The 12,119-nt window shown below is 36.5% G+C and carries 16 protein-coding genes; 11 read left to right on the top strand and 5 right to left on the bottom strand.

What is annotated here, in order from left to right; translation table 11 throughout:
- The first annotated feature begins 2 nt into the window (after positions 1–2).
- The 6 genes from QH639_RS11975 to QH639_RS11950 all read left to right on the top strand — a co-directional run bounded on the left by QH639_RS11975 (position 3) and on the right by QH639_RS11950 (position 4,844).
- A complete protein-coding gene (locus tag QH639_RS11975; protein ID WP_131520376.1) occupies positions 3–491 on the top strand; it encodes an immunity 22 family protein in 489 nt (162 codons plus the stop codon).
- Between the two features lie 97 nt (positions 492–588).
- On the top strand, positions 589–1,350 hold the full coding sequence (locus QH639_RS11970; RefSeq protein WP_131520375.1) for an ANT(4')-I family aminoglycoside nucleotidyltransferase: 762 nt from the start codon (positions 589–591) through the stop codon (positions 1,348–1,350).
- A gap of 493 nt (positions 1,351–1,843) precedes the next feature.
- Positions 1,844–2,638: a nucleotidyl transferase AbiEii/AbiGii toxin family protein gene (locus tag QH639_RS11965; RefSeq protein ID WP_259418917.1), complete on the top strand. Its 795-nt coding sequence runs from the start codon at positions 1,844–1,846 to the stop codon at positions 2,636–2,638.
- A gap of 193 nt (positions 2,639–2,831) precedes the next feature.
- On the top strand, positions 2,832–3,311 hold the full coding sequence (locus tag QH639_RS11960; protein WP_259419187.1) for an RNA polymerase sigma factor: 480 nt from the start codon (positions 2,832–2,834) through the stop codon (positions 3,309–3,311).
- Positions 3,308–3,817 (top strand): hypothetical protein, encoded by a 510-nt coding sequence (locus QH639_RS11955; RefSeq protein ID WP_066037867.1) that lies wholly within the window; start codon positions 3,308–3,310, stop codon positions 3,815–3,817. The genes QH639_RS11960 and QH639_RS11955 overlap by 4 nt, the downstream gene beginning before the upstream one ends.
- A 250-nt stretch (positions 3,818–4,067) precedes the next feature.
- Positions 4,068–4,844: a basic amino acid ABC transporter substrate-binding protein gene (locus QH639_RS11950; protein ID WP_004228443.1), complete on the top strand. Its 777-nt coding sequence runs from the start codon at positions 4,068–4,070 to the stop codon at positions 4,842–4,844.
- A gap of 59 nt (positions 4,845–4,903) precedes the next feature.
- Here QH639_RS11950 and QH639_RS11945 read toward each other — a convergent pair whose 3' ends face one another.
- A complete protein-coding gene (locus tag QH639_RS11945; protein ID WP_237900634.1) occupies positions 4,904–5,353 on the bottom strand; it encodes an SRPBCC family protein in 450 nt (149 codons plus the stop codon).
- A gap of 203 nt (positions 5,354–5,556) precedes the next feature.
- A complete protein-coding gene (locus QH639_RS11940; RefSeq protein ID WP_054549302.1) occupies positions 5,557–5,994 on the bottom strand; it encodes a MarR family winged helix-turn-helix transcriptional regulator in 438 nt (145 codons plus the stop codon).
- A 150-nt stretch (positions 5,995–6,144) separates the two neighbouring features.
- Here QH639_RS11940 and QH639_RS11935 point away from each other — a divergent pair, with 150 nt between their 5' ends.
- The 4 genes from QH639_RS11935 (at position 6,145) to QH639_RS11920 (ending at position 8,420) form a co-directional block, all read left to right on the top strand.
- Positions 6,145–6,549 (top strand): Ohr family peroxiredoxin, encoded by a 405-nt coding sequence (locus tag QH639_RS11935; RefSeq protein WP_281116098.1) that lies wholly within the window; start codon positions 6,145–6,147, stop codon positions 6,547–6,549.
- Positions 6,550–6,571: 22 nt separating this feature from the next.
- Entirely contained in the window at positions 6,572–7,198 is a 627-nt protein-coding gene (locus QH639_RS11930; protein ID WP_066037868.1) for a nitroreductase family protein, read from the top strand.
- Positions 7,199–7,265: 67 nt separating this feature from the next.
- Positions 7,266–7,628 (top strand): DUF1304 domain-containing protein, encoded by a 363-nt coding sequence (locus tag QH639_RS11925; RefSeq protein WP_237900636.1) that lies wholly within the window; start codon positions 7,266–7,268, stop codon positions 7,626–7,628.
- 57 nt (positions 7,629–7,685) lie between these two features.
- Positions 7,686–8,420, top strand: a complete 735-nt coding sequence (locus tag QH639_RS11920) for an SDR family NAD(P)-dependent oxidoreductase (RefSeq protein ID WP_281116194.1) — start codon at positions 7,686–7,688, stop codon at positions 8,418–8,420.
- 340 nt (positions 8,421–8,760) lie between these two features.
- Here QH639_RS11920 and QH639_RS11915 read toward each other — a convergent pair whose 3' ends face one another.
- The 3 genes from QH639_RS11915 to QH639_RS11905 are packed head-to-tail and all read right to left on the bottom strand — an operon-like array spanning position 8,761 to position 10,504.
- Positions 8,761–9,897, bottom strand: coding sequence for a zinc-dependent alcohol dehydrogenase (locus tag QH639_RS11915; protein ID WP_281116097.1), 1,137 nt, complete (start codon positions 9,895–9,897; stop codon positions 8,761–8,763).
- Positions 9,898–9,919: 22 nt separating this feature from the next.
- A complete protein-coding gene (locus QH639_RS11910; RefSeq protein WP_048394572.1) occupies positions 9,920–10,282 on the bottom strand; it encodes a spore coat protein in 363 nt (120 codons plus the stop codon).
- 12 nt (positions 10,283–10,294) lie between these two features.
- Complete coding sequence (locus QH639_RS11905) at positions 10,295–10,504, bottom strand: hypothetical protein (RefSeq protein ID WP_016993944.1); 210 nt, start codon at positions 10,502–10,504, stop codon at positions 10,295–10,297.
- A gap of 981 nt (positions 10,505–11,485) precedes the next feature.
- Here QH639_RS11905 and QH639_RS11900 point away from each other — a divergent pair.
- Positions 11,486–12,094: a YpjP family protein gene (locus tag QH639_RS11900; RefSeq protein ID WP_036080766.1), complete on the top strand. Its 609-nt coding sequence runs from the start codon at positions 11,486–11,488 to the stop codon at positions 12,092–12,094.
- Positions 12,095–12,119 lie beyond the last annotated feature (25 nt).

Genomic DNA, 12,119 nt, shown 5'->3' with positions numbered 1-12,119 from the left:
TCATGGATGATGAACAAAATGGCTATGTTTCCATATGGGCTGGTCATTTTACAAGCGAAGAACAGTTACATACATATCTTGCCACTGTCTATCAGGGAGAAGATGAAACGGACGAAGCCTTTTCACAAAAATTAGCAAAGCTTTTTTTACCAGAAAATCAGCACCGTACTTGTGAGGAAGAGTTTAAAGCACTTTATGATGAATTCTACAATCAATTTGAATACGATTTCGGCTTAACCTTCGACGAGGATTTTTGTGAAGCACTATTTTACGAAGCAGCTTCAAATCAACTTAAGCAACTACTTTGTGATGAATTTTCCTATTCGCAGCAATTTAAACATCAAGTGCTAGCCAAAATGGGCAATGAACTACAGAAAGCTTATAATGCAATAATTTTACTATATGACATGAAATATGAGGGTCACATTCAATCTGTAAGCCATGAAGCGTTTCATATCGATTTTGTATGCTCTATTAAATTACAAATGTGATGAAAGGAGGTTTTGATGATGTTACCAGCTCCTCGTTAAGCCCGTGGTCCACCTTGGTTCAATAACAACGATCTTACTTATAAAAGGAGCGATGTAAATGATTGGACCAAGAAAAAAGACAAGTGATGAACGCATGCAGATTGCCCATTCGATTGCACAACAAGTTCTCGCAAAATATGGAGGAAATGTTCGAGCAATTGGTATTTATGGCTCGTTGGCTAGAAAATCAGATGGTCCGTTTTCTGACATTGAGCTTAAGTGTGTCTGTCATCAATTAGAGCACAGCTATAGCTATGAATGGACAGCAGGAGATTGGAAGGCAGAGGTTAATTTCGATCAAGCAGAAGTGATTATCGAAGAGGCAATAACGGTTCAGGAAGATTGGCCATTAACAAATGGGAAGTTTTTCGATTTACAGCCACTTTATGATCCTTCGGGCTTTTTTTTAGAACTCAAAGACAAAGCGGCCACTGTGGAGAATGCCCGATTTAAGGAAGCAATTTGCAAAACCATTGTAGAAGAAATGTATGAATACATGGGGAAATTAAGGAACATAGCTGTTCAGGGTCCCACTACATTTTTGCCGATACTGGCGATGAAAATAGCGATGACAGGTGCCATGATAGTAGGATTACACCATAGGCAGTGCTATACAACATCTGCACAAGTATTACCTGAGGTTTTAGCGATGGATGATCAGCCACACGGGTTAAAAGCATTAGCTGAAATGGTCATGACAGGCAATCTAACGAATCCTCAGCAAATCATAGCTGCCTGTGAAAACTTTTGGCAAACACTTCTCCAATGGACAGCTGAAAAGGGTTATCAGATTAAATGCTCTAAGGAGATTCCTTGGTAAATTTTTATAGACCTTTACTTTTATAGTATAAGGTGCTATAATAGAACACGTGCTATTTTAGGTAGCATATTTCCGTAATCTGGCATTCTGCTTTTTGTTTTTGTAGATACTTATTCACACTGGCGCATGCTTTGGGGCTGCAAGGACGCAAAAGATGGTAGGGTTTGCGTTGCTTAAGTTAGAAGGCACACAGTGGAATTTTACCGCGGTGATGAAACGATTTGGTTTCAAGATAATATTCCCCAGACGATTGGGTTGAGACTTTTACAATTTACGAGAATGTTACCTATAATACTAAAGGGGTAGTTTCGCAACAGCGAGGCTGCCCCTTGTCTAATTTTAAGGCCAGTCATGTCCAACCCTGACAGGCCTTTTTGGTATACATTACCGTTTACTCTCTTCCATAAATAAGTGATAATAAAAGCATGAATTTTAGTAAAAATCTAAATTCTGCCTAAAGAAATCAGAAAAATCAAAAAGGTGAGGGATGTCAATGGGAAATATCGACACACTATCGACGAATGTCGTGACACAATTAGAAGAAATGGCTACACGGCAAGACAATATGGATCAGCTAGTATCACGCTATTGCCAAGAAAGACTGCTTTATCGCCTATCCGTATCCTCCTATGAAGATCAATTTTATCTAGATGGGGATCTACTATTATTTGCTTTAACAAATGGATTGGTGAAGCCTTCCAATGAAGTCACGCTGACAGCTCAAGCAAGCGTTCATCAACACGATATAGTGAAACAGGCCTTTAAAGAAATTTGCTCACTAGCAATACCAGCGGATGGCATTGAATGGGATGCACAGCGGATCGAATCGTCTGTATCGAGTGACAATATTCAATTAAGCATACCAGCTACATTGGGCAAAATGACTGTATACATAGAAGTTTGGATTACCTTTAAAGAAAACATGCGAATAACACCAAAGGCCATTAATTTTCCGAGCTTGCTAGACAATAAGGCTGCGGTAGTTTATACATATCCAACAGAATTCGTACTGGCACAAAAATTTATTAAAATTTACCAGTACCCAGCATTAGAAAAGACTGAAAAAACAATAAATGAAGTACAACAATTGCTACAAACGCAAACTATTGAAGGACGAAGATTGCAGACGTATATTGTGGACTTATTTGATCGTCATCATTTTACAATCGAGCTAACTTCTACACTCGAGATGACAGGGATTCTGAAACAATTCTTTATCCCTATTTATGAAGCTATTTTGGCTGAGGACGAATTTTTCAAGCAATGGAACAATCGAGCTTGGCAATGAAGAGAGGGACCCGCAAATCATCTACGGTTTGCGGGTTTTTGCATGGCTATTATTCAGTAATTTATTAGGGGGATACATTTGTATGTCTCATGAATGGTTTCTTCTTTTTATTAAAATGTAGCTAAAGTGTATCTGTTGCACGAATAGATAAAGTTGAATCGTATTATGTCATGAAGGAGGTTAGGTGAAAAATATGATAAAGTTTGCTGGCTTAAGTGTGCAAGAAATTGTTCAAACATATAGTGACACCCTCATACGAATTGCTGTGCAACAGACCAATAATATGGCTGAGGCGGAGGACATTGTGCAGGAGGTTTATATGACACTGATGAGGCAGAACAAGCCCTTCGCTCATGAAGCACATTTAAAGGCTTGGCTTATAAAGGTGACATTTAATAAGTGCAAGGATTATTTTAAGTCCTCACGTGTGAAGAAGACGGTACCCATTACAGACGAAATGGCCTTTATTGCAAAAGAGGAGCAGATGGTTCTTACTGAAATTTTTGAGCTTCCTTCAGAAGAGAGAGTCATTGTTTATTTACATTATTACGAGGGCTATACAACTGCAGAAATGGCTGAGTTATTAGAGATCAACGTAAATACAGTAGGCTCAAAGCTCAGAAGGGCACGAATGAAGCTGAAAACGATTCTAGAAGAGGGGAGCAAAGTATGATGAATGCTTATAAGAATGTGATGAAGCAGATTCATGCTTCTGAGGAATTTAAGCGTAAGATGCAGGAAGAGATGATGAAATATGAAAAGAGGTCCTTTATGAAAAAAGTAAGAATTAGTGTTGGAAGCTTAGTAGCCTGTGCAGTGATTGCTGTCCTTGCTATGGTAAATATCAATCATGATACACCAATTGATTTGACGGAGAGAATTGTTGCGGACCATTCAGCTCCTGCAGCAAGTGCGCTAGTAAATATCGAAGGGACCATTACGGAAGTTGGAGAAGATGGGCTGAGCTTTACATTGGATAACGGTATGGAAGTAGTCGTGACAGATAAAACCAAAATAGGAATAGATGGACCGACAGCACCACCTAAGGAGGAACAGCTATTTGAGCCTACTTTTAGAGTAGGTAATTTAATTGGTGGCTATACAGAAGATACCTCCTCAAACCCAGTTCAGGCTGCTGCCATTTATACAAATTGGAATTTTGAACATCCAATACGATAAAGATTTAGATGCGCAAAAAAGAATTTCCGAGGGGAAATTCTTTTTTTATAGCTTCTGGTTAACTATTTATTCCTTTTTATCCTAAAAACGAGATTGAATAATACTATTTATAAAGAAATGATTATTTTTATACAAAAAAGTATTGTCTAAAGAGAATATTGTCACTATAATTTACGTAATAGTCTCACATTTCCGAATTGCGAAAAATAATACGCATTATGGAAAAAATATCATACTAGGGGGATGGGCTATGAAAAGAAATTTAATGGTGTTGCTTACAATTATGGCAGCTTTCACGCTAGTTTTAGCGGGTTGCGGCTCGAAAGACAATACATCATCAGGTGATGGAGATAGTAAAAAAGTTTATAAGGTAGGTACTGAGGCTACATTTGCACCTATCGTATCTCTTGATGATAAAGGGAATATTGTAGGGATTGATGTGGATGTACTTCAAGCAATCGCGGATGAAATGGATTTTGAAGTGAAGTGGGAAAGTATTGGTTGGGAGCCTGTATTCCAAACAATTAAAAATGGTGAAACAGATATTGGTGGTGCAGGGATTACAATTACGGACGAGCGTAAGGAAACATTTGATTTTACTGAGCCGTACTACGAATCTCAATTATTAATCGTGGTGAAGGAAGATTCAAAGATCCAATCATTGGATGAATTAAAAGATAAAAAGATTTCTGTACAAATTAATGCAACTGGTCATATGGCTGCCAAAAAGCTACAGGGTGAATCTAGTCCCAACATTTTTGCTTTCGAAAATCAACCAATTGCTATTCAAGAGATGCTGAATGGCAACGTAGAAGCGGCGATTGGAGATAATTCAGTTGTTTATGAATATATCAAGGCACATCCAAATGACAAAATCAAAGTAATTAAAGATGATTCCTTCGAAAAAGAATACTATGGTTTCATGGTTCAAAAGGGGAACAAAGAGCTTTTAGATAAGTTAAATGAAGGCCTTAAAAAGATTAAAGAAAACGGTAAGTTAAAAGAAATTACAGGTTCAGACTTTTAGTAAAAAATAAACCGTAGAAGCTCACCTCAAGGGGAGTTCTACGGTTTATTTTTTAGGTGCTAGTCTTGCGCTTCAGCAACTGTTTTGACCCGTTCTAAAAATTGTACGACTACTTTGTCCGATGCAAACAATAAAAATAATTTGACGAACCACTTTAACGCATTATTTGTTACGGAATAAGTAAAGGAAGTCTCTGTTTCATTTATTTTATTTAATTCATAGTAAGCCGTAATTTCAAACAAATTAGCGAGTACAAAGCCTACTTTCAATATTTTTTTATCAGGTGTATTCGAATATTCCAATGTTTCTACATCATACGTTTCGATACGTTTTCCTTCTTTATATTTTTGGCGATAAATACTGCCAACCCCTTCTTCTGTTACTTTTACAGGCTTGTTTTCAATTACCTGTGGCATAATCTTCTGCATGTCAGCTAAAGAGCCATCAAGTAATGTCCAAACGTTTTCGATGGGGGCATTTATGTTTATAGTCTTTGTCCATGTTTTCATCCAAACACCTCTATTTTCAAAATTACTTATCTATGCTGTAAATTAAACTAATTAATAAATGTAAGTATACTAAATTTTAACGGTAGCCACATGATTATTAACATTTGAGGGGATCAGGGAGAGAAAAACAAAAAAGATTGAAGCCAATGTAGCTCCAATCCTTCTTATTTACATATTCATCCTATTAGTGGAATAGCTATGTGTTAGTTTTCATCTTTTATTTTCCAATCGTTATAAACGATATCTTGAAGTACATTTTTCAGTTGTACAAATTGCTGCTCTGAGATATTCGATTGCTTCATCACTTGGCGAGACACTTCAGGTAGTTTCCTTCTTACATCTACGCCTTCCTTGGTTAAATATATTTTCATTAATCGTTCGTCCTCCTTAGAACGTTCACGACAAATGTAATTCTTTGCCTCTAATTTTTTTAACAACGGTGTTAATGTTCCTGAATCTAAAAATAAACGTTGGCCCAATTCTTTCACCGTTATCTGTTCGTTTTCCTCTAAAGCTAATAAAGTGATATAGCCTGTATAAGTAAGATCGTAAGGCTTCAATAATAATGTATATTGCCGAGTGATTTCCTTTGATGTTGCATACAAAAGAAAGCACAGCTGATTATCTAAATGATTAGGCATAAAAATCCCCTCTTAAAGTTCTTCTACTACCATTTATATTAAAAATAAAGTTCCTACTTGTCAAACGCAATTAAATTGTGTACAATTCAATTTGTAAAAATTAGATTGTACACAATTTAATTAATAACAAAAGATAAGGGGTTTTCAGTTATGAAAGAATTATACGCAACTACAATGATTAATGAAGGTGGCCGTAGTGGCACATCCTATGCAGAAGATCAATCTTTATCGTTAAAAATTGCACCACCAGGCTCCAAATTAGCCGAAGTGACAAACCCAGAACAATTATTTGCGGCTGGCTATAGTGCTTGCTTTAATAGTGCATTAGATTTAATCAAACGCCAAAAGAAACTAAAAAATGCATCAACCATTAAAGTAACAGTGAAATTAATGGAGCAAGCTTCTTTTGACTATGTGCTTGCAGTGGAAATCGAAGGGCATATTGAAGGACTAGCAGTGGAGGAAGCACAGGAATTATTAGAGGTCACACATACGGTATGCCCATATTCAAAAGCAACAATGGGCAATATTAATGTAACAATAAAAGCAGTTTAAATTGTGAAAAGAGGGAAACTACATGTTATCAACTACACCATTAAAACAAATTATGCAAATGCGTAAATCTGTTCGTAAATACAATGCAGAGACTAAAATTCCGCGTGAAACAATCATGCAGCTGTTGCAGGATGCTACTTCAGCACCTTCTTCAAGTAATATGCAGCCATGGCGCTTTCTTGTCATTGATGATAAGGAAATTCAGAAGAATATCAACTTCTTTTCATTTAATCAAGAGCAAATCGAAACAGCCTCTGCCATTATTGCTGTCATTGGTGATATAGAGATGTATGTAAATGCTGAGGAAATCTATGCAAAAAACGTGGAGCTGGGCTATATGCCAGAACCAATTGCCAATAAGCTTGCACAAGATGCGCTGACAATGTATGGTTCAGCACCAACAAAAACATTAGAAAATATCGTACACTTTGATGCTGGCTTAGTATCGATGCAAATCATGCTATTAGCGAAGGAAATGGGCTATGATACCGTTCCGATGGGTGGGTTTGATAAAGCAAAATTCGCTGAATACATGGAATTACCAGCAAATGAAATTCCTATTTTATTATTAGCCATTGGTGAAGCGGCAGCCCCAGCATATGGTTCTTCACGCCTACCAATAGACCGCATTGTTCGTTTTAATAAATAGTTTCAAGCAATGTCCTTGATACACTTGAGGACATTGCTTTTTTAAAGATTTTTTAGGAGGGAATAGGATGTCTTCATTAACTTTTATTTTAAGCTTAGTCGTAGCAGCTGAGCATTTGTATATTATGTATTTAGAAACGTTTGCAACTACTTCTAAAAGAACAGCAAAAACATTTAATCTGTCTGAAGAAGCGTTAGAAAATGCAAATGTTCAAGTTCTTTTCAAAAATCAAGGGGTTTATAATGGTCTGATTGCGATCGCCTTATTGTATGGATTATTTTTGTCACATCAGCAAACTGAAATTGTTGCCATTTTTTTAATCTTTGTATTCATTGTCGCTTTGTATGGTAGCTTAACAAGCTCTAAATCGATTCTATTAAAACAAGGTGGACCTGCTATTTTAGCACTTATTAGTTTATTTTTCTCGTAAACTTAGGTAGAGTTTTTCATAACATCCTAACTTTTTAATAAAGGGGTAAAATAGATGATGCTTAAAAATAGAAAAGTAATAGTAACAGGTGCAGCTTCTGGTATAGGAAAAGAAATTGTTAAACAATGTTTAGATGAAGGTGCTTCAGTACTTGCTTGTGATATTAATGAAGACGCCTTAATGGCATTAAAACAATCAATGAATGTCCCCTCAGATTTGTATACATATCAATTAGATGTAAGTATTTATGAAGAAGTTGTCAATTTTTTTGGAAATTTGGAAAGAGAACATTGTGATGTGGATAGTTTAGTTAATAATGCAGGGATTTATTTGGGTAAGAATATACTGGATTATCAAACTGTGGAAATTGATAAAGTCATAGATATAAATTTAAAGGGATGTATTTATTTTTCTCAAATGTTCGGGAAATATCTACTTCAGAGCGAACGTAAGGGAGTCATCGTGAATATGTCTTCTGTATCAGGTATGGAAGGCAGTTCAGATGCAATATATGGACTCTCAAAAGCTGCTATATTGGGATTAACTAAAAGCTGTGCAGTGAATTTCTCACCATACATCAGAGTTAATGCCATTGCTCCTACAATGGTAAACACTCCTATGATGGATTCAATACCTATTTGGAGAAAAGAGGAATATTTAAATCATCAGCTCATCGATACACCTGTAATGCCTGAAGATGTGGCTGATACTGTTATTTTCCTCTTGTCAGATAGATCAAAGCATTACACAGGTGCGACATTTGATATTAATAATGGTGGATATCTAAGGTAGTTCAAAAACTTATTCAACTGTTTTGCCAAATTAATTATTTACTCAGAAATTTGGCGCTTTTCTCAAATAGGAAAGCGTCTTTCCTCATGGAAACAAAACAAAACAAATGGGATGTTGAGTTGTTCATTAGAAGTTGTTCAATGAAAGGAATCGCTACATGATTTTTGATTAGGGAGGGGTTAGTTCAGTTGATCAAAATGTAGTTTGTCAGTCGAAGAGGCTTGGTGCTCAAATATTAATGCCATTTTGAAGCAGAAGTAATAATATAAATATGTACCCCTAGGTCAATGAAAAAGGTACTTTTGCAATGCAGAGACAAAAGTACCTGAAAACTTCTATATTAGGGTTTTAAAACCACTTTAATGCAACCTTCTTGCTTTGTATCGAATATTTCATAAGCATGTTTTGCTTTTTCAAGGGGGAGTACATGTGTAATGATATCACCGACATTCACTTTTCCTTCAGCCATTAGGTTATAGACATGGGGCATGATATGAACAACTGGAGCCTGTCCAGTACGAATCGCTACATTGCGTTGGAATATATCTCCAAGTGGGAAGGCATTGTATCGACCGCCGTATACACCGGTAATTTGGATTGTTCCTCCTTTACGTACAGCTTGACTGGCTGTGACAAGGGCGCCCATAGCCCCACCTTGAAGTTTTACCCCACTTGCAAGAAATTCTAGAGGCGTCATTTTTCCGCTCATCCCTACGCAATCAATGACAACGTCTGCACCACCCTTGGTAATCTCTTTCAAGTATTCGCCACAATTTTCATGGTCTTCAAAATTAACGATTTCCACATTATTTGTCTTCTTTGCATGTTTAAGACGATACCCAATGTAGTCAACTGCGATTACTCTTTCTGCTCCTTTCAGCCAAGCAAATTTTTGTGCTAGCAGTCCAACAGGTCCGCAGCCAAGAATAATAACAGTATCTCCTTTCTTTACACCAGCATTATCTACACTCCAAAAAGCAGTAGATGCGGCATCGGCAAGGAGAATAAGACTTTCATCAGGAACTTCTGATTGCTCTGGAATTTTGAAAGGGATAAAATTACCATAGGGCACTCGCATAAACTCTGCCTGTCCTCCTGGAAAACCGCCTGTTGTGTCTGAATAACCAAAGTAGGCACCCATTTCGCCATTATCGTTTGCATTATCACATTGACTTTCTAGATCATGATTGCAGTACCAGCATTCCCCGCATGCAATATTAAAAGGAATGACAATCCGGTCACCCTTTTTAACCTTCGTCACATCTTTTCCAACTTCTTCTACAATACCCATTGGTTCATGACCAATGACATAATCTTGTCCAAGATTCGGAATCATACCATGAATCAAATGCAAGTCTGACCCGCAAATGGCAGTAGTGGTTAAACGAACAATAATATCATCGGCTTTTTTTATTTTAGGGTCTTGTACTTCTTTAACCTCAACATTTTTTACACCTTGAAAAGTGACAGCTTTCATTAAAAAAATCCCTCATTTTCGTTTATTTTTTCGGTGGGGTAGGGAACATTCCTTTTCGATTCATATCTTTAGGGAATAAATCCAACTGGGCAATACTAATCGCATTTTCTGCTGATTTAATATCCAGTTCCTTTTGACCTGCAAGATCATAAGGTTTTAGCCATTCTTTTTTTACCATCAGTTCAGAAATTTCGAAATATAAATCAACCATGACATCCAGCTGAGTTCTCAAGATTTTCTGAAGAGCAGGAGAAGCTGTTTCTGTTAAGGCAATTGAAAGATTCCGGATACCCGTTTTGGTTGTAAGTAAAAACTCAAGAGCAATCCCCGAATCAGTTAGTTCAGGCATTCCAACTGAATTTATAGGATCTAAATAGTCTTGCATACAATTGTCCTCCTAATATTCCAATTCCGATTTTGAGTAGAGCTTAACCATAGCAGTGAGTGCCGGGGTAGATAATTTTACATTTTTGTCCAATAACGCTCTTAAATCATCATCAAAGACCACACCTTGACTCAGCTTCGATTTAAGTAAACTAGTTGTCATAAAGTTAATGACTTCATGAAATTCCATAGTTTCATGAAGTGCTAATTTTTTCTCAAACACGTAATTCGCACCTCCATAATTTTCTTTAAAAAGTCTTCCCTGTAGCAAGTCTATTTATGCAAATTCACATTGGATTAAATCTAAGACTATATTGATAGATAGAATCTGATTTAACAGTGAATTTCCTCCATTCTTTTCACTCAACCCATTTTTTACATTACCTATGTGAAAATCGTAATACCAAAATTCAAGACGAATGTGGGGTGTCAATTGCAAATCATAGGTTAATTTTTTACACAAAAAACGCTTGAAACCTTATGAAAATTGGTTTTATGCGTTTTTCTCTTTGTCTAAAGAAAATGCGGGATGTATCCTAAAGGGCGCTTTTTTGAAATAAGGGAAGCTTCTATTTTTCATAAATGGGTCATTTAGATGGAAGAAGGGAGCAACACTTTTTTAGATAAATTTATATAAAATTGGATATAAAAAAGGACCTTCAGTCTCTATAGCTGTCAGGTCCTTATTTTTTATACTATTTCATTTGTTTTTTTTTAATATCTTCTACTTTGGTAAACTTCAAGGCAACAAACAAGCCCAATACACTCTGGATATAACGCTTTGAGCTTCAATGGTTCATCATCTTTGAATGTAACCATAAATTTGCTTAACACGCCGCCAAGAATTATTAATATTATATTAGTCCCAACAAGCCAACTGTGTGCATGCATTACTATACATTGTAATGTAAAGAAAAATAAAAAACCCCAAAAGCTGCATATAACAGGCTTTTAGGGCTTTGTAGGGTACATATTACAAAATAAAAAAATTAGTCCGTGAAACATAAAGATGATAAGTAACCTAACATTAATAAAAGACCAATACCCATTGCGATGCTCATGCTTTGTACCTCCTTTAAAAAAACGACACATTATTCATAAATATTGTACAATGAATTATAGAAATATGAAACCTTTTAATGGCGAGAACGTATATAATAATAGGAGAATTACCAATTTGTACATAAAGAGTAGGTGACAATAAATGAAAACGTGGGTTAAGAAAAGTATAGTCATCATGGTTGCGTTTTTAACATTTGGTTTAATAACGCCTACACATGAGATTTGGGAAGCATTTGATCAAAATCCTTCGAACCGTGCATCCATCGGCCCTTCATCAGGGACAAGCACTGCTTTAGCTGCTGAGCATGATGATAGCAGTGACGAGCAGCTACAGATACAAGAGGAAGCGATTGATTATAATGCCTTACTGGTGGATGCAGCTAGAGAACAATCGTACATAAAATTTGGCACAAAAATTGGTCCAAAAATTAGCAATGAATTCGACAGCATCATCTTCCCGAAAATGGAGGAAGCCATTGCAATGACAGTGGCTAATCTTGATGATCAAACTGCTGCATCTTTAACCATCTCTGAAAGGCCAAGTGGTAATTACGGTGAGAAAATTTTCAATGTCATCAACAATGAAACAGGCACAGATTTAATTCGCTTCCATGTGCGCACAGAAAAAAGACCGCAGGAAGGCTACTACTACAACTTCCATTACCACAGTGTCGAGGACAACTTCATGGCACACAACAACCTTGGCGATATCTATTGGGAAAAAAACACACCACCTAAGTGGTTGTCATAGTATATAAGGGTTTAGGGGCTGTCTC

This window comes from Lysinibacillus sp. 1 U-2021 (assembly GCF_029916965.1).
GTDB classification, from domain to species: Bacteria; Bacillota; Bacilli; order Bacillales_A; family Planococcaceae; genus Lysinibacillus; species Lysinibacillus capsici.
Note: the sequence above shows the minus strand (reverse complement) of the source record. Positions and strands in the feature narration are given on the sequence as shown.